Origin of the sequence: Actinomadura formosensis, assembly GCF_050948385.1 — a bacterium.
GTDB classification, from domain to species: domain Bacteria; phylum Actinomycetota; class Actinomycetes; order Streptosporangiales; family Streptosporangiaceae; genus Spirillospora; species Spirillospora formosensis.
In genome coordinates this window covers 6,852,897-6,868,825 of the sequence record NZ_CP192011.1, presented here as the reverse complement: position 1 = coordinate 6,868,825, position 15,929 = coordinate 6,852,897, and the positions used below count along the sequence as shown (strand labels likewise).

17 protein-coding genes are annotated in these 15,929 nt (G+C 70.4%); 11 read left to right on the top strand and 6 right to left on the bottom strand.

Features of this window, described 5'->3' with window-relative positions:
* Nucleotides 1-8: 8 nt before the first annotated feature.
* Nucleotides 9-1,373, bottom strand: a complete 1,365-nt coding sequence (locus ACQP1N_RS32210; protein WP_433228013.1) for an AfsR/SARP family transcriptional regulator — start codon at nucleotides 1,371-1,373, stop codon at nucleotides 9-11.
* A gap of 128 nt (nucleotides 1,374-1,501) precedes the next feature.
* Between ACQP1N_RS32210 and ACQP1N_RS32205 the strand changes: the two genes are divergently transcribed.
* Nucleotides 1,502-1,711 (top strand): DUF397 domain-containing protein, encoded by a 210-nt coding sequence (locus ACQP1N_RS32205; protein WP_433228011.1) that lies wholly within the window; start codon nucleotides 1,502-1,504, stop codon nucleotides 1,709-1,711.
* Nucleotides 1,712-1,809: 98 nt separating this feature from the next.
* Here ACQP1N_RS32205 and ACQP1N_RS32200 read toward each other — a convergent pair whose 3' ends face one another.
* Entirely contained in the window at nucleotides 1,810-2,694 is an 885-nt protein-coding gene (locus ACQP1N_RS32200; RefSeq protein ID WP_433228010.1) for a helix-turn-helix domain-containing protein, read from the bottom strand.
* Nucleotides 2,695-3,007: 313 nt separating this feature from the next.
* Here ACQP1N_RS32200 and ACQP1N_RS32195 point away from each other — a divergent pair, with 313 nt between their 5' ends.
* On the top strand, nucleotides 3,008-3,601 hold the full coding sequence (locus ACQP1N_RS32195) for a hypothetical protein (protein ID WP_433228009.1): 594 nt from the start codon (nucleotides 3,008-3,010) through the stop codon (nucleotides 3,599-3,601).
* Between the two features lie 91 nt (nucleotides 3,602-3,692).
* On the opposite strand, the gene ACQP1N_RS32190 is transcribed toward ACQP1N_RS32195, so the two are convergent.
* Together ACQP1N_RS32190 and ACQP1N_RS32185 are read right to left on the bottom strand one after the other, a co-directional pair.
* Nucleotides 3,693-5,099, bottom strand: a complete 1,407-nt coding sequence (locus tag ACQP1N_RS32190) for a DEAD/DEAH box helicase (protein WP_433228007.1) — start codon at nucleotides 5,097-5,099, stop codon at nucleotides 3,693-3,695.
* Nucleotides 5,100-5,341: 242 nt separating this feature from the next.
* Complete coding sequence (locus ACQP1N_RS32185; protein ID WP_067792671.1) at nucleotides 5,342-5,545, bottom strand: cold-shock protein; 204 nt, start codon at nucleotides 5,543-5,545, stop codon at nucleotides 5,342-5,344.
* A 276-nt stretch (nucleotides 5,546-5,821) separates the two neighbouring features.
* Here ACQP1N_RS32185 and ACQP1N_RS32180 point away from each other — a divergent pair, with 276 nt between their 5' ends.
* Both ACQP1N_RS32180 and ACQP1N_RS32175 read left to right on the top strand, forming a co-directional pair.
* Nucleotides 5,822-6,046 (top strand): hypothetical protein, encoded by a 225-nt coding sequence (locus tag ACQP1N_RS32180; RefSeq protein ID WP_084262320.1) that lies wholly within the window; start codon nucleotides 5,822-5,824, stop codon nucleotides 6,044-6,046.
* A 420-nt stretch (nucleotides 6,047-6,466) separates the two neighbouring features.
* Entirely contained in the window at nucleotides 6,467-6,835 is a 369-nt protein-coding gene (locus ACQP1N_RS32175; RefSeq protein ID WP_242608634.1) for a hypothetical protein, read from the top strand.
* Here ACQP1N_RS32175 and ACQP1N_RS32170 read toward each other — a convergent pair.
* Nucleotides 6,819-7,370, bottom strand: coding sequence for an Lrp/AsnC family transcriptional regulator (locus ACQP1N_RS32170; RefSeq protein WP_433228005.1), 552 nt, complete (start codon nucleotides 7,368-7,370; stop codon nucleotides 6,819-6,821). The two genes, ACQP1N_RS32175 and ACQP1N_RS32170, sit on opposite strands and share 17 nt — an antisense overlap.
* A 200-nt stretch (nucleotides 7,371-7,570) precedes the next feature.
* Here ACQP1N_RS32170 and ACQP1N_RS32165 point away from each other — a divergent pair, with 200 nt between their 5' ends.
* The 7 genes from ACQP1N_RS32165 (at nucleotide 7,571) to ACQP1N_RS32135 (ending at nucleotide 14,852) form a co-directional block, all read left to right on the top strand.
* Nucleotides 7,571-9,154 (top strand): ABC transporter substrate-binding protein, encoded by a 1,584-nt coding sequence (locus ACQP1N_RS32165; RefSeq protein WP_067792663.1) that lies wholly within the window; start codon nucleotides 7,571-7,573, stop codon nucleotides 9,152-9,154.
* Nucleotides 9,151-10,245: an ABC transporter permease gene (locus tag ACQP1N_RS32160; RefSeq protein ID WP_084262319.1), complete on the top strand. Its 1,095-nt coding sequence runs from the start codon at nucleotides 9,151-9,153 to the stop codon at nucleotides 10,243-10,245. The genes ACQP1N_RS32165 and ACQP1N_RS32160 overlap by 4 nt, the downstream gene beginning before the upstream one ends.
* Nucleotides 10,242-11,087, top strand: coding sequence for an ABC transporter permease (locus ACQP1N_RS32155; protein WP_067792660.1), 846 nt, complete (start codon nucleotides 10,242-10,244; stop codon nucleotides 11,085-11,087). Before ACQP1N_RS32160 ends, ACQP1N_RS32155 begins: the two co-directional genes overlap by 4 nt.
* Nucleotides 11,084-11,860, top strand: a complete 777-nt coding sequence (locus ACQP1N_RS32150; RefSeq protein WP_433228002.1) for an ABC transporter ATP-binding protein — start codon at nucleotides 11,084-11,086, stop codon at nucleotides 11,858-11,860. The genes ACQP1N_RS32155 and ACQP1N_RS32150 overlap by 4 nt, the downstream gene beginning before the upstream one ends.
* On the top strand, nucleotides 11,857-12,804 hold the full coding sequence (locus ACQP1N_RS32145; RefSeq protein WP_067792654.1) for an oligopeptide/dipeptide ABC transporter ATP-binding protein: 948 nt from the start codon (nucleotides 11,857-11,859) through the stop codon (nucleotides 12,802-12,804). Before ACQP1N_RS32150 ends, ACQP1N_RS32145 begins: the two co-directional genes overlap by 4 nt.
* On the top strand, nucleotides 12,801-13,790 hold the full coding sequence (locus ACQP1N_RS32140; RefSeq protein ID WP_084262318.1) for a M24 family metallopeptidase: 990 nt from the start codon (nucleotides 12,801-12,803) through the stop codon (nucleotides 13,788-13,790). Before ACQP1N_RS32145 ends, ACQP1N_RS32140 begins: the two co-directional genes overlap by 4 nt.
* A gap of 777 nt (nucleotides 13,791-14,567) precedes the next feature.
* Entirely contained in the window at nucleotides 14,568-14,852 is a 285-nt protein-coding gene (locus ACQP1N_RS32135) for a MerR family transcriptional regulator (RefSeq protein ID WP_084262327.1), read from the top strand.
* A gap of 556 nt (nucleotides 14,853-15,408) precedes the next feature.
* Here ACQP1N_RS32135 and ACQP1N_RS32130 read toward each other — a convergent pair.
* Nucleotides 15,409-15,864 (bottom strand): carboxymuconolactone decarboxylase family protein, encoded by a 456-nt coding sequence (locus tag ACQP1N_RS32130; RefSeq protein ID WP_067792645.1) that lies wholly within the window; start codon nucleotides 15,862-15,864, stop codon nucleotides 15,409-15,411.
* Between the last annotated feature and the right edge of the window lie 65 nt (nucleotides 15,865-15,929).

Genomic DNA, 15,929 nt, shown 5'->3' with positions numbered 1-15,929 from the left:
GGAGCCGTTCAGCAGTTCCAGTCACGCATTTTCACCTTGTCGTTGAACGTCACGACCTTGCCGACGCGGTTGGCGTTGACGATGGTGCCGGTTCCCTGTGACGGCGCCGTGTTCAGCCGATCGGTGAGCTTCCGCAGTGATTTCAGGAACGAGCCGTGGCTGAGCATTCGCACGACCAGGGCGTCCCGCAGCGCCTGGACGGCGCCGGCCTGGTCGGGTGCCGTCTCGACGACGACCAGTGCGCGGAATCCGGGGGTGTCCGGCTCGAACTCCCGCTGCACTCTTTCCACGAGCTTGCGCTCGGCGGGCGGCTGGAGCACGACCTTTCCGGACAGTGCCCGCCGGGCGCCGGCGGCGACGGCCATGGCGGCGGCCTCACCGACCTCCTCGATCGTCCGGCGCGTGCCGTCCGCCGTCCCGGAGGATTCGCCGGGCGGGGTCTGCCCGCCGTGGCCGGTCGTGCTGTCCTGCTCGTTCTCCGCTCGGCCCACGGGGGCTCCCTTCGGGGGGTCGGAATCGTGCGGTGCGGTGGGCGGCCTCAGCGGAAGTTCCCCTGTGAGGATCTGCTGCTGCAGGTGCCGCAGCCCTTCACCCGGTTCCCCTCCGACTTCCTCGACGGAGCGGGAGTGGTGCCGCCGGTACGCGTCCAGGGCCTCGTTCTGCCGGCCTGACAGGTAAAGCGCGCGCATCAGCAGCGCGGCGAGGGCGTCGTCGGGCGGTTCGGAACGGGCCGTCAGCCGCTGTAGTCCGGGGATGAGCGCAGCGGGGTCGCTGATGCGCAGCTCCAGCTCCAGGTAGGACATCAGTGCCCGCTGGTACTCGTTGCGCAGGGCGGTGCGGGTCGAGTCGATCCACGCGCCGCTGTGCAGGCCGCCGAGCGGCTCGGCCGACCACGGCCCGTCGGGCAGCGGCCCCCACTGCTCCAGCGCGCTCCGGTAGTAGCGCACCGCCGCCTCGCCGTCGTGTCCGGCGACGGTCTGGGCGTGCTTGACGAGGTCCCGGAAGCGGCACAGATCGATCTGCCGGCGGTCGACCTGTATCCGGTAGCCGCCCTCGCCGCGCGGCAGCAGCGAGCGAGCGCCTTCCTTCGCCGTGTCGAGTCTGCCCCGCAGCTTCGTGACATGGTCATGCAACATCGGACGGGTGCTTTTGGGGGCTTCGGGCCATACCCGGTTGATCAGTGCCTCGATGGGGACCAGCGTGCCCGGCTGCTCCAGCAGGACGGCCAGGATCAGGCGCGCCTTCTGATCGCCCAGCCTGATCTCCGTGCCGCCCACTTCCGCCCGGACGCGCTCCAAGAGGGTGAACGCGATCTCGCCGGGGTCGGGCCGGTCCGCCGGAAGCTGCTCGCCGGGCATGGTCACGTGTCTCATCACACCACCTGGAAAGTCACTGGAATCCTTCTTGAAATTGCTTGATCGGCCATGGGAAATCCACCTTGGTGCCCATTTGATGCTCTTTTCAGAGCGGCCAGTGAGGTCGCGGAAGAAAGGACATGAAAATGGGTGACTCCAAGAGCCGGCTGAGCGCCGGCATCTGGCGCAAGAGCCGGCGGAGCGAGGGCATCGGCGACTGCGTGGAGGTGACCGTCGCCCACTGGGTCGGCGTCCGCGACAGCAAGGACCCGGACGGGGCGGTGCTGTGGTTCACGGGTGACGAGTGGAAGGCGTTCCTCGCCGGTGTGAAGAACGGCGAGTTCGACCTGCGCTGATAGGAGGGGGCCGGTGGTCCGGGCGCGCACGGGCGCCCGGACCACCGGGTCCGCCCGGCCTGGCCCCCGTCGAGCCGGGCGCGTTCTGCTCGTCATGTTCATTCCGGCGGCCTCCGCAGGTCGGCTGCGAGTTCGGAGAGGAAGTCTTGGGCCGCATCGCCGAATACCGCCATTTGCTGCAAGAGAGACCATCGATCCTCGTAAAGGACGATGTCGTCCGGCTTGTGGACGGTCACTCGCGCATGAATCGTTTCGGTGATCACGACCGATTCCTGTTCCAGGGCGCCATCCGCCGCGTAAATGACGAAGCTGTGCGAGAGGTAAGTGACCGCGCGGGTGCTCTGCGGGATGAGTCCGATGGACACGTTCTCCAGCGTGGCGAGCGAGGCGAGGCGGTCCAGCTGGGCCAGCTGGCTCGCCACCGAGCCGGGCCGCCAGCGCAGTGCCGCCTCGGTGATGAGGAATTCGAAACGCCGCTCCGTGTCGAACAGTGCCAGCTGCCGGTCGAGCCGGCCGGCGACCGCCGCCGCGAGATCCTCCTTCGCGTAGGGGATGTCCCGGTAGAGGCCGAAGACGAGCCGCATGTACTCGGCCGTCTGCAGCAGTCCGGGCACGACCGAGTGCTGGAAGCATCGCGTCCTTTGCGTACGCGCCTCCAGTTCCCCGATCTCGTCCTGCAGGTGAGGCCGATCGCCGAGCACCGTCCGCCAGGCGTCCACCTCGGTGTAGGCCGCCTCGGTCATCGCGACCAGCCACGTTCTGGTCTCCGTCGACGCGTTCACCGCCGTGGCCCACTCCTTCACCTGCGGCATCGTCGGCGGCGTCTTCCCCGACTCGATCCTCGATATCTGCGACTGGCTGATGCCGATCCGGCCGGCCAGTTCCCTGCCCGACAGTCCGGCCAGCTCGCGCAGAGCCCGCAGCTCCGCCGCCAGTCGATGACGGGCGCTCGACGCCTCGCCCTGCCCTTTCACCGCGGCCATCGTGCTCATCCCACCGTTCCGAGAGACCGTCGGCGACGGTGGACTCGGTTCGATGCTGACTCATGCGAATCGGCTCCGAGGTACACCAGTGGCCGAGGTGCTCATGCATCACAAGCTCCACGTTGACCTCCTGATGTGCGACCGGCACCCAAGAGAGGATGATTCTATATGACCCAGCATGATTCTGTGACTCAGGCCATCTTTCTCGGGATGAGTGGACGGGGCGGAGGGTAGCGGGATGCGCCTGAGATCAGGTTGCCAGTTGATCGCCTCTGTTACGGGGCGAAGAACCACAGAACGGCCCAAGGTGGCCATGGGGGCACGGGACGGCCGGGTCGCCTTCCATGCGGGTGCGTCCCGCCGGTGCGCGATCTTCGTGGTGGACATCAAGGACTTCACGGTCGAGGAGCGCGACGACCCGGTGCAGCTCGGCCTGCGCCGGTCCCTCTACGGCTTGCTGGCGCGCTCCTTCAACGCGGCGGGCATCCCCTGGCGCCTCTGCGTGCGGGAAGATCGCGGCGATGGTGCTCTCATCGTGCTGCCCGTGCCGGTTCCGGTCTCCGCGCTCGTCCCGTCCCTCGTCACCCGCCTCGGCGACGCCCTGCACGGGCACAACCGGTCGGTCCTACCGCTTCACACGATCAGGCTGCGCGCCGCCCTGCACTTCGGCACCGTCCATCGCGACTCGTACGGCGTGGCGGGCAGGGCGGTGAACCAGGCATTCCGGCTGGTCGACTCCACCGCCATCCGGGACGCGCTCGACTCCTCCACCGCCGACCTCGCGCTCATCCTCTCCGAGGAGGCGTACCGCGAGCTGTCACCGGCCGGCGCCCCGCTCCTGTTCCGCCCCGTGACCGCAGAGGCGAAAAAGTCCACGATGCCCGCGTGGCTCTGGCCCGGCGCGTAGTCGCCCGACGCCGTCCCAGTCGAATCGGACTCGACAGTCAGCAACGGACACCGCGGCAGAGCCCGCAGCGCCGGCCGTAGACGGGGTGGCGTCAGGTGTTCAAGGAGGACGGGCGGCGGCGCGGCCTGCGTTTGCGGGACAGTTGCGCGTCCTCGCGATGAGGGGGCGGGGCGGCGGGGTGCAGTCGCCCGGACGGCAGGGGGGCGGGGCGGTCCGGTGTGCGGGCGCCGGTGATGCGGGCCAGGTCGTGGTCGCCGGGCCGGACGCGGGTGGTGCGCGGGGTGATACCGGCCTTGGCCATCAGGTCGTTCATCTCGCGGCGCTGGTCGGGGAGGACGAGGCTGACCACGGTTCCCCGGCGCCCCGCGCGGGCGGTGCGCCCACCGCGGTGCAGGTAGTCCTTGTGATCGGCGGGCGGATCGACGTTGACGACGAGGTCGAGGTCGTCGATGTGGATGCCCCGGGCGGCGACGTTGGTGGCGACCAGCACGGTGACGTCCCCGGCGTGGAAGCCGTCCAGCGCGCGGTTGCGTTGCGACTGGCTCTTGCCGCCGTGCAGCGCGGCGGCGCGTACGCCGCGGGAGGTGAGCTTGCGGACGAGACGGTCCGCGGCGTGCTTCTTGCCGACGAACATGATCACCCGGTCGTCGCGGGCGGCGATGTGCACGGTGATCTCGTGCTTGTCGGCGTCGGCGAGGTGGAGCAGGTGGTGTTCCATGGTGGTGACGGCGCCGGCGGGCGGGTCGACCGAGTGGGTGGCCGGGTCGCTGAGGAACCTGCGGACGAGCTGGTCGACGTTGCGGTCCAGGGTCGCGGAGAACAGCATCCGCTGCCCGTCGCGCGGGGTCTGCTCCAGAAGCCGGGTGACCTGGGGCAGGAATCCCATGTCGGTCATCTGGTCGGCCTCGTCCAGCACGGTGGTCCGCACCCGGGCGAGCCGGCAGTCGCCGCGTTCGATCAGGTCGGCGAGGCGGCCGGGGGTGGCGATCAGGACGTCCGCGCCCCGTTTCAGGGCGTTCGCCTGGCGGGAGATCGGCATGCCGCCGACCACGGTGGTGAGCCGCAGGTCCACGGCGTCGGCGTACGGGGTGAGCGCGGCGCTGACCTGCTGGGCGAGTTCCCGGGTGGGGACCAGCACCAGGGCGAGGGGGCTGCGGGGTTCGGCGCGGTGGCCGGCGGTGCGGGCGAGCAGTGCCAGGCCGAAGGCGAGGGTCTTGCCCGAGCCGGTGCGGCCGCGGGCGAGGACGTCCCGGCCGGTGAGGGCGTTCGGCAGGGCCGCGGCCTGGATGGGGAACGGGGCCGTCACTCCCTGGCGGGCCAGCTCCGTCAGGAGCGGTCCGGGCATCCGCAGGTGCGCGAACGACTCGGCCGGGGGCAGCGGCGGGGTGGACGCCTCTGGGCGGGCGAAATCCGCGCCGGGGCGCTGCTCTTGCGCCGGCCGGCGGCGGCCGGAGCCGGGGGAGCGTCTGCGGGCGGTCTGATGGGAACTGCGGGGCACAGGGAGCCTTCCTCGAAGCGGTGCGTGTCGTGGAAGTGCTCCGCCGTGCTGGATCGCGGACCCCGAGGGGTGCGGAGGGCTCTCAAGAACGAACCGGGTGGCGACCGGCGGGGCTTGGGCCGCCGGGCCGGGGTGAGAAGAAACGGTGGTCGCGGGGAGCTGGGCGCCCGGAGTGACGGGCGACACGCGCGACGGGCGCGGCGGGCGGCGCCGAAGCGGCCGCCCGCCGCGCGGGTCGGTGATCAGGCGGGGACGATGTTCTCCGCCTGCAGGCCCTTCTGGCCCTGGGCGACGTCGAAGGACACCTTCTGGCCCTCCTGGAGCTCGCGGAAGCCCTGCGCCGCGATGTTGGTGTAGTGGGCGAAGACGTCGGGGCCGCCGCCGTCCTGCTCGATGAAGCCGAAACCCTTTTCGGCGTTGAACCACTTGACCGTACCGGTGGCCATGGTTGTCTCCTTCTTGGTGGGTCCCGCCGCACACCGTGTGCGTCGAGGACGCCGCGATGGCCCATCCGGAAGATCCAGAACAACAAAAATGCGCCTGAGGTCAGACCCAACAGGCGCATGAACATGTCTATGGGAACCGCAACTACTCGGACGGTACCACATGGCCGGGCGGACGGAACGGGATCGGGGCGGCGGCCGGCCGGGCGCGGTTGTGATTTTCCCGTCAGCTGCCGCGAAGGCTATCCGTAATGCTTTGCCGCGGCGCATACTGCGGTTATGAAATCCTCCGGATCCACCAGGCGGCACCTGCCCACGAGCCCTTTCCCGCCTCCGTCCGCTGCTCCGCCCACCAAGAAGTTCGCGCCCCAGGACCTGGTCACTCACGACAAGTACGGGCTGGGGCGCGTGGTGGAGGCGGAGTCCGGAGGCTCCGTCCTGGTCGATTTCGGGACGGGGAAGGTCAGGATTCCCGCCCCGTACATGAAACTTTTCAAACTCTGAAACCCGCGCCGGGCCTGCAACGGCGGTGGGAACCAGGGCTTGGACGTCCCCCCGCAGTTCACCCGCCGTGATTCCCGCTCGGTCGTGTCACATTTGCGTGGGCCGCGGCGGGCGGTGAGCGATGATCAGTGTGGCCGCGCGGTCCGGCCGCGGCCGATCGGGTACCGGGGCCGGTGGTTCGTGCCTCGGTGTCACAGGCGGTGACCGTGGCGATCCCGGTGCGGGGATCGGCCCCGGTGATCGGCACGGATGCTGGACGGACTCCTTCACCCCGCGGGCTTCGCGGCCTGGACGGGGCGGTCCGAGACGGATTGGCGTGAAGGCCGCGTATCGCGGACGGTTCGTCCAGGAGGCGGGCGGCTCCGCTACGATGCGTTCAGGCGCGATTGCGCGAGATGCGGAACCCGGCACGATGGCACCGTGCATGAGAATGATCTTTTCAATCTGGATGGCCGGCGGTTCGCGATGGTCAGCTCGACCGCGAGCCGTGTGGACCCTGCCGCGCCCACACGATTCGCCTACACCGAGTCCGGCGGCGTGGTGTGGGGCAGTTACGAAGGCGACACCGTGGTCCACGGCCGGTTCGTGGGGGCCCGGCGCGGGGCCGAGGTCCGGCTGAACTATGTGCATCTGACCAAGCAGAGCGCGGAGCCGGTCGCCGGGTCCAGCACGAACCGGATCGAGCTGCTGCGGGACGGCCGGATCAGGCTGGTGGAGGAGTTCCGGTTCGACGGGGACGATACGCCCCAGGTCAGCATCTGCGAGGAGATCGTCAGGGGAGGTCTTTGAGCTTGGCCCGCCCCGCGTCCGCGCGGATGAAGCGCATCCGTCCCAGGGCGACCGGGCCGGGGCCGGGCTCCGTCTCGACCTTCGCCGGGACGCAGTCGGACGGCAGCACGAACGGCCGGCGGATCACCTCGTCGAGGATGAGCACCGTCTCGGTCGCCTTCACGGCCGGGATGCCGGCCAGGCGTTCGGAGACCAGGCGATGCACGGCGGCGACGTCGACGGCCCGGACCTGGATCATCGCGTCGTGCTGGCCGGTGGTGATCGCGCAGTACTCGACCTCGGGCATCAGCGAGAGCTGGGCGCGGAACTGCGGCCACATCTGCTGCCGGACGGTGACGAAGATCAGCGCGCAGATGCCGAGGCCGGTGCGGACGGGGTCGATCTGCACGGTGAACCGGCTGATCACGCCGCCGGTGCGGAGTGCCTCAAGGCGCGTGTAGGCGTTGGCCCGGGAGATCCCGACCTGCTGGGCGAGGGCCGCGATGGAGATCCGGCCGTCCTGGCGCAGGACCTCCAGCATCTTGAGGTCGACCAAGTCCGGCCCGGTGCGGATCTGTCCAGGTTCGGTCCCCCTATGAGGTGGTCCGTGCGACGGTCTGACCATAGATCCGTGTCCTTCTTTCGCTTTGTCTTGACTTTTGCTTGCTTCATAGACGGTCAGTCGGAAGTCTCGCACCATGGGACCTCCTCGTCCAGAAGCAAAGAATTGACCTGACGGAGCCCCGGAGGCCGCTGATGCCGATCACGAGTGGAACCACACGGCGGGCGGCGTTGTCCGTCCTCGTGGCCGCAGCGCTCAGCCTGACCGCCTGCTCGGGCGGGGACGGAACGTCCTCGTCCGGGGGCGGCAAGGCCCTGGTCATCGACACCTCGTTCAACCTCAAGACCGTGGACCCGGGACGGATGTACGAGCAGACCGGCCTGCTCATCGACCGGGCCCTCTACGACACGCTGCTCGGCTTCAAAGGCTCCGACGTGAGCAAGCCGGTGCCGGCGCTGGCGGAATCGTACGAACTGTCCAAGGACGGCAAGAAGCTCACCCTCAAGCTCCGCCAGGACGCGGTCTTCTCCGACGGCAGCCCCGTCACCGCCGACGACGTGGTGTTCTCTCTCGACCGGGTCCGCGCTCTCAAGGGCAACCCGTCGTTCCTGCTCGAAGGCGTGAAGGTCGAGAAGACCGACGACAAGACCATCACCCTGGTGTCGGACAAGCCCAACCCGTCGCTGCCGTTCATCCTGCCGAACCCGGCGCTCGGCATCCTCAACTCCAAGGTCGTCAAGGCCAACGGCGGTGCCGCGGGCCCCGCCGACAAGGCGGAGAAGTACCTGAACGGCCAGTCGGCCGGATCCGGGCCGTACATGCTGGAGTCCTTCAACGTCGCCACGCAGGTCGTGCTGAAGGCCAACCCCAAGTACTGGGGCGCCACCAAACCGGTCTACAAGCGGGTCGTGCTGCGCAACGTCCAGTCGCAGACCCAGAAGCTGAACGTGCAGCGCGGGGACAGCCAGATCGCGGTGGACCTGACGGCCGACCAGGCCCAGGGCATCGGCGGCGACAAGCAGATCGTCAAGGGCGCGTCCGCCAACGTGTTCTTCCTGCTGACCAACCGGAACCCGTCCGTCAGCAAGATCACGTCCAATCCCCGGTTCGCCGAGGCCGTCCGCAAGGGCGTGGACTACGCGGGGCTGCTGGAACTCGCCGGCGAGGGCTCCGTGCAGGCGGCCGGCATCGTGCCGTCCATGATCAACGGGTCGCTTCCCGCGGCGCAGGCGCCCAAGCGCGACGTCGCCGGCGCCAAGGCGGCGCTCGCCGCCGGCGGGATCACCAACCCCAGGGTCAAGCTGGAATTCCCGAGCGACTTCACGCTCAACGGCCTGTCGTTCCAGCCGCTGGCCGAGCGCATCCAGGCCAACCTGAAGGAGGTCGGCATCACCGTCGACCTCGCCCCCGCGCCGATCGCGACCGCGCTGGAGAGCTACCGCGACGGCAAGGAGGAGATGGGCCTGTGGTGGTGGGGCCCGGACTACCCGGACGCCAGCAACTACCTCGCCTTCCTGCCCGGCGGCCTGGTCGGCGAGCGCGCGGGCTGGAAGAAGGGCGCCGACAAGGCGCTGGAGGACGCCGGCGCCAAGGCCGCGGCCACCAGCGGCGATGACAGGTTCACCCAGTACCACCAGATCCAGGAGCAGCTCAACGCGCGCGGCCCGATCGTGCCGCTGATGCAGCCGAGCCTGCGCCTGGTCACCGCCGGATCGCTGACCGGCCTGGCGGTCAACCCGGTGTGGAACTTCGAGATCGCGGCGCTCGGCAGCAAATGAAGTCCCATCCCCCGTCGGACGCGCGGACGCTCAAGGGCCGCCGGCCACCCGGCGCCCGGTGGTGGTCACGGCATCCGCTGATGCGGTTCCTGACCCGGCGGCTGGCGGTCTCCGTACTGCTGGCCGTCGGGGTCACCCTCGTCACCTTCATCCTCACCAACATGGTGCCCGGCGACCCGGCCACCGCGAACCTCGGCCAGCAGGCGCTCGGCAACCCGGCGATCGTCCAGCAGTTCCGGAAGGAGCACGGCCTCGACAAGCCGTTGCCCGTGCAGTACGCGACCTACATGGGCGACCTCGTCCGCGGGGACCTCGGCGAGTCGCAGCAGAGTCACCGGCCGGTCGCCGACGACCTGCGGGAGTTCGTCCCCGCGACGTTCGAGCTGGCCGGCACGGCGCTGCTGGTGTCGCTGCTGGTCGGCGTCGCGTTCGGAGTGATCGCGGCGTTGCGCCGGGACCGGCTCGTGGACCAGTTCCTGCGGGTGACCAGCCTGGCCGGCGTCTCGGTGCCGACGTTCTGGCTGGCGCTGCTGGCCTTCTACCTCTTCTTCTACAAATTCGAGCTGGCGCCGGGCTCCGGCAGGCTCTCCCCGGCCCTGGCGCCTCCGCCGCACACCACCGGCCTGTACACGGTGGACGCGGCGATCGCCGGCCAGTGGGACGTCTTCGCCAGCGCCGTCGGCCACCTCATGCTGCCCGCGCTGGTGCTCGCCGCGTACACGATCGGCCTGCTCACCAGGTTCACGCGGTCGGCCGTGCTGGAGGTGCTCGGCCAGGACTACGTGCGGGCCGCCAGGGCCAAGGGGCTGCCCGGCCGTACCGTCCTCCTCCGGTACACGCTGCGCGCCGCGCTGGTGCCGGTGATCACGGTGGCGGGGCTGGCCTTCGGCAGCCTGCTGTCCGGCACCGTGCTCGTCGAGGCGATCTACGCCTGGCCCGGCATCGGCGAGTACGCGTACAAGAGCGCGACCAACCTCGACCTGCCCGCGGTGATGGGCGTCGGTCTCGTGGTGGGCGTGATCTACGTGGTGGTCAATCTCGTGGTGGACATGCTGTACGGCGTCATCGACCCGAGAGTGAGGCACACGTGAGCCGCAGGTTGCCGGAGGCATGGCGCAAGCCGCTCGCCGTCGCCGGCCTGGTCATCGCGGCGGGATGGCTGGTCGTGGTGCTCGCCGCGCCGCTGCTCGCGCCGCACGACCCGCTGAGCCAGGCATTCCCGCGGCTCCAGGCGCCGAGCGGAGCGCACTGGTTCGGCACCGACGAACTCGGCCGCGATGTCCTCAGCCGGGTGCTGTACGGCGCACGCCTGTCCATCCCGCTCACCCTGCTGCTGGTCGTGATGTCCGTCGTCATCGGCGGGCTGCTGGGGGCCTGCGCCGGCTACTTCGGCCGCTGGCTGGACGAGACGATCATGCGGGTGGCGGACCTGGTGTTCGCGTTCCCCACCATCATCCTCGCGATGGTCGTGGCCGCCTCGCTCGGCGCCAGCCTGCGCAACGCGGTGCTCGCCGTCCTCGTCGTGTCCTGGCCCGCGTACGCCCGGGTCACCCGCGGCCTGGTGCTCGGCGTCCGGTCCCGCGAATTCGTGATCAGCGGGCGGCTGCTCGGGTTCTCCTCGTGGCGCTCGCTGCGCACCGACGTGCTGCCGAACGTGACCGGCCCGGTCCTGGTCCTGGCCACCCTCGACATCGGCACCCAGCTCCTGCTGCTGTCGGGACTGTCGTTCCTGGGGCTCGGCGCCAAGCCGCCGACCGCCGAATGGGGCACGATGGTGGCGTCGGCCACGCACGTGTTCGACAAATGGTGGGTCGGGGTGTTCCCCGGCCTGGCCATCCTGACGGTGGTGCTGGCCTTCAACTTCCTCGGTGACACGATGCGCGACGCGCTCGACCCGCGGACCGCACGGGCGATCAAGGAGCGGGCGCTGTGACCGTGCTGAACATCGAGCGGCTCACCGTCGAGCTGGGGAGCCGGCAGATCATCCAGGGGATCGACCTCGCGCTGGAACCGGGCCGGATCCACGGGCTGGCGGGCGAGAGCGGCTCCGGGAAGACCATGACCGGGCTGGGTGTCATGGGACTGCTTCCGCACGGCGCGCGTACCGGCGGGCGGATCCGGTACGACGGGACCGACCTGCTGACCCTCCCGCCCAAGAAGATGAACGCGCTGCGCGGCAGCGAGATCGGCATGGTCTTCCAGGACCAGTCGACGAGCCTGCACCCCATGCTCCCGATCGGCCGCCAGCTCACCGACCACATGCGGCACCATCTGGAGCTGGACAAGGCCGAGGCGCGCCGCCGCGCGGTCGAACTGCTGGCCAGGGTGCGCATCCCGGACGCCGACGGCGCGCTCCGGCGGTACCCCCACCAGTTCTCCGGCGGCATGCGGCAGCGCATCGCGATCGCGATCGCGCTGGCCTGCGACCCGAAGGTCCTGATCGCCGACGAGCCGACCACCGCGCTCGACGTGACCGTCCAGGCCGGCATACTGCGCCTGCTGCGCGGCCTGTGCGACGAGCTCGGGCTCGCCGTCCTGCTGGTCACCCACGACCTCGGCGTCATGTCCGCGGTGGCCGACACGATCAGCGTGATGCGGGCGGGCCTGCTGGTCGAGACCGGCGCACGCGCCCAGGTCATGCGCGAGCCCGCCGACCAGTACACCCGGATGCTGCTGGACGCGCTGCCGGAGCGGAGCACTTCATGAAACTGCTGGACGGCGCCGAGCCGGCGCCCGCCACATCGCTGCTGGCCGTCGAGAACCTGGTGGTCGACCATCACAGCCCGGACCGGCCCCCGGTACGGGCGGTGGCGGGTGTCGACCTGTCCGTCGCGCCCGGAGAGGTCGTCGGCCTGGTGGGCGAGTCGGGCTGCGGAAAGTCCACGCTGGCCCGCGCCATCTGCGGGATCATCCGCCCGTCCGGCGGTTCCATCGGGTTCGAGGGCCGCCCGGTGCCGCCGCTCGGCCTGCGCCGCCGCGATCCCGCGCTGACCCGGATCCAGATGGTGTTCCAGGACCCGTTCGCGTCGCTGAACCCGCGCCGCCGGGTCGGCAGCCAGATCGCCGACGGCCGGCGCGGCGGCCCGACCCCGGGTGAGCTGCTGGAGCGGGTCGGGCTGTCGGCCGACATGGCCACCCGCTACCCGCACGAGTTCTCCGGCGGGCAGCGGCAGCGCATCGCCATCGCCCGCGCGCTGGCCGCCCAGCCCTCCCTGCTGATCGGCGACGAGCCGATCTCCGCGCTGGACGCCTCCGCCCAGGCGCAGGTCGCGGGGCTGATGCGGTCGCTGACCGTGGAGTCGGGGGCGGGGCTGCTGTTCATCAGCCACGACCTGTCGGTCGTCCGGATGATCGCGGACCGGATCGCGGTCATGTACCTGGGCAAGATCGTCGAGATCGGCCGTACCGCTGAGGTCTGGGCCGACCCGCGACACCCCTACACCCGGGCCCTGCTCGCCGCCATCCCCGCGCCGGACGGGGCGGGTACGCTGCCCGCCGAGTTGCCCGGCGACGTGCCGGACCCGGTGTCGCCGCCGTCCGGCTGCCGGTTCCACCCGCGCTGTCCCCACGCCATGGAGATCTGCTCGACGCGGGAACCGGTGCGGGAACGCGGGGTGGCCTGCTGGCTCCACGATCCGGCGCCGAAATGAGCGACGACCGCATGGAGCGGGTGCGGGCCCGCATGATCGAGCACGGGGTGGACGTCCTCGTCCTGCGCCCTTCCTCGAACCTGCGGTACCTGGCCGGCTCGGTGCGGCACGGCTTCCTCGTCATCACGCCGGACGGCCCGCCCGCACACGTTCCCGACGCCTCGTCCCTCATCCCGGTGGGCGCGCGGGTCGCCATCGACCCCCAGATGCCCGCGCATGAACTGCTGTCCATCCAGGAGCGGCTCGGCCCGCAGACCCTGTTCGCCTCGGCCGAGCCGCTCCTCGCACCGCTGCGGATGCGCAAGTCCGACGCGGAGATCGCGGCCATGGAACGCGCGGCCCTCGCCGCCGACCGGGCCGTGGCGATGGCCGCTGAACTGCGCTGGTCCGGCGCCACCGAACGGGAGATGGCGCGGCTGCTGCGGCGGCTGCTGCTGGAGACCGGCCATGAGGAGGTCACGCTCGTCACCGTCGCGGCGGGGGAGCACTCCGCCGCCCCCTATCACCGGCCCACCGAACGGGTGATCAACCCGGGCGACGCGGTCCTGATCAACATCGGCGGGCGGCACGAGGACTACTGCTCCGACATCACCCGGATGTTCGTCGTGGCCGAGCCGCCCGAGGACTTCGAGGCCATGTACTCCGTCGTGCTCGCCGTCCAGAGCGCCGCCTGCGAGGCGGTGCGCCCCGGTGTCACCGCCGCCGAGATCGACAAGGTCTGCCGTGACGCCATCGCGGCCAGCGGGTACGGGAGGTTCTTCGTCCACCGGACGGGCCACGGGGTCGGCCTCGACCAGTTCGAACCGCCCTACCTGACATCGGAGGACCAGACGGTCTTCGAACCCGGCATGACCGTGTCCGTCCAGCCCGCCATCTACCTTCCGGGACTGTACGGTGCGCGGATCGAGGACGTCGTCGTCTGCACCGACATCGGAGCCCGCCGCCTGAACCAGAGCCCCCGCCTGCTCATCGTCACCGACCGCTGAACGAGCGTCCAGGGGTCCTCCACGCCCTCCACCCGGGATTCCGGGCCGGCGGCCGGGGGGCGGGTTCGGCCGTCCGCTCCCGCCTGCCCGTGCCCAGCCGGAGCACTCGCGATGGATGAAGAGAACCAAGCAATGTGATCTACGAAACTCTGTAGTGCTCGAAGTAGATTTTCGGGAGAGCAGCGGGTACTGTTCCTGTCATCGAAGAGAGACAAGTCCATGAGAAGCGGCAGTGGACGAACTGCCGGCAGGTACGGATGACACCGGCCGGACGTGCCGGGGCCAGCGCAGTGCAAGGGGCTCCGGCAGTCGGCCGGCCCGGCGGCAGGCGAGTCGCCGGGAGCGGAACAACGCACGAAAACGCAGTACGCAAGGAAACACGCAGTACCGGTAGTGATGTCGAGGAAAGGAGGGTTCGACGCCATCGGGATCGCCCGCTGCAGGCTCCAGCCACGCGCGGGTACCGCAGTTCCACGGATTGGACGGTGGTCTACGGTCACGCATCCGCGATCCCCGCGTTCCCGCTCCCGTCTGGGGGGCGCACGCGGAAGACCGGCTCTTCAGGGCCGGTAGGTGGTGTTGCACCTCTGGGCCCCGGCGCCGCAGTCTGGCGCCGGGGCCCCTGTTGTCGTCGCTGCCGACCGAGGCAGTACGGAAGGTTCAGTGAAGGCATCCCAGCCGGCCCGGGCCGGCGACCCGCTAGACCAGCACCATGCGCAGGACGACTCCGGCGAGCTTGAAGACAAGTTCGACGACGAGGACTACCCGGCCTACAGCATGGGCCGCGCCGCGGAGATGCTGGGCGTCACCCCGGCGTTCCTGCGCAGCCTGGACACCACTCGGCTGATCGTCCCGCAACGCTCGGCCGGCGGGCACCGCCGCTACTCCCGCTACCAGCTGCGGCTGGCACAGCGCGCCCGCGACCTGGTCAACCAGGGCACCGCGCTGGACGCGGCCTGCCGCATCATCATCCTGGAAGACCAGCTCGCCGAAGCCCAGCGCATCAACGCCCGGTTACAGCGGGACCGAAAGTCGCAAGATCCGTCCCAGGACCGGGCGTAGCAGCTCCACCTCCTCCGGGAAGGCAGGTGCCGCGTCACCTGCCGGCAGAGCGGAACGCGATCCGGTCGCCTTCCAGCGGCCGGCCGTGACGCAGGCCGAGCAGTACGTCCCCGCCCCTGCCGGCCGGGTCGCCGCCGCCCCCGCTCGCTCCGAGAGCGATCGCAAGGCGGTCGCGGCCATTCGCCTGCCTCCCCACGCGTCCAGCGTCGGCTGTATCGACACCGCCCTGCGCGATTGCCGGCTGCACGAACTGACCACATCTGTGCCCCTGCGCCCCCTTGCCCCTGGCTCGACGGCCGGCAGGTTCCCACCCTGTCCAAGCTCCGGCGGCTGTCCCGGCGGGAGCTGCTGGATCCATCCCGCGTGCGCCGTGCCGGTGGGGAAGGGGATGCAACCCGCCCGCTGCCCCTGAGTAAGAGGCAGCGGGCGGGCTGCGCGATGTCGTTCGTCGGCGCGGATCGCCGGCGTCCGGTCACTGCCCGGTGCACCGACGTCTGGGGTGGGCCGACTGCTGTCGCTTCGTGTGCCGCAGGTGTGGCGGGTCGCGGGTCTGGTGTCAGTGCCAGCTGGTTCCGGCGGGCACCCGGAGGGTGGTGTTGATGCGGTTGAGGAAGTTGGTGATCGCCACCCTCAGCACCGGGGCTCCCAGTTGCCGTTCGTCGTGGTGCCTTGCGGCCTCGGCCCAGATCTCGTCGGTGACCGCGCCGGGCCGGTCGCAGAGCCGGGTCGCGGCCTCGGTGAGCGCGAGCGCGGCCCGCTCGGCGTCGTCGAAGAGCGGGTTCTCGTACCAGGCGGCCAGGGTGAGCAGCTTCTCGGGGTCGGCGCCGGCCCTGGCCGCGCTCTTGGCGCCGGCGTCGACGCAGGCGCTGCAGCCGTTGATCTGGCTCGCGCGCAGATGCACCGGCTCCAGTGTCTGACGCGGTACGCCGCCGGCGTACACCTCCTTGAAGAGGTGCTGGACGCCTTTGGTGATGTCGGGTTGGCTTGCGGTGTTCTGGATGCGTGCCGTCATCTCTCCTCCGGGGAGCGGGCCGGTGGACCGGTGGACGGCACTACGACGTCCGGCCGCGGCGGGAG

Excerpts from the sequence above, each read along its gene's own strand:
- ACQP1N_RS32210 (WP_433228013.1), bottom strand. The coding sequence starts at position 1,373 with ATGAGACACGTGACCATGCCCGGCGAGCAGCTTCCGGCGGACCGGCCC.
- ACQP1N_RS32205 (WP_433228011.1), top strand. The coding sequence starts at position 1,502 with ATGGGTGACTCCAAGAGCCGGCTGAGCGCCGGCATCTGGCGCAAGAGC.
- ACQP1N_RS32200 (WP_433228010.1), bottom strand. The coding sequence starts at position 2,694 with ATGGCCGCGGTGAAAGGGCAGGGCGAGGCGTCGAGCGCCCGTCATCGA.
- ACQP1N_RS32195 (WP_433228009.1), top strand. The coding sequence starts at position 3,008 with ATGGGGGCACGGGACGGCCGGGTCGCCTTCCATGCGGGTGCGTCCCGC.
- ACQP1N_RS32185 (WP_067792671.1), bottom strand. The coding sequence starts at position 5,545 with ATGGCCACCGGTACGGTCAAGTGGTTCAACGCCGAAAAGGGTTTCGGC.
- ACQP1N_RS32180 (WP_084262320.1), top strand. The coding sequence starts at position 5,822 with ATGAAATCCTCCGGATCCACCAGGCGGCACCTGCCCACGAGCCCTTTC.
- ACQP1N_RS32165 (WP_067792663.1), top strand. The coding sequence starts at position 7,571 with ATGCCGATCACGAGTGGAACCACACGGCGGGCGGCGTTGTCCGTCCTC.
- ACQP1N_RS32160 (WP_084262319.1), top strand. The coding sequence starts at position 9,151 with ATGAAGTCCCATCCCCCGTCGGACGCGCGGACGCTCAAGGGCCGCCGG.
- ACQP1N_RS32145 (WP_067792654.1), top strand. The coding sequence starts at position 11,857 with ATGAAACTGCTGGACGGCGCCGAGCCGGCGCCCGCCACATCGCTGCTG.
- ACQP1N_RS32140 (WP_084262318.1), top strand. The coding sequence starts at position 12,801 with ATGAGCGACGACCGCATGGAGCGGGTGCGGGCCCGCATGATCGAGCAC.
- ACQP1N_RS32135 (WP_084262327.1), top strand. The coding sequence starts at position 14,568 with ATGGGCCGCGCCGCGGAGATGCTGGGCGTCACCCCGGCGTTCCTGCGC.
- ACQP1N_RS32130 (WP_067792645.1), bottom strand. The coding sequence starts at position 15,864 with ATGACGGCACGCATCCAGAACACCGCAAGCCAACCCGACATCACCAAA.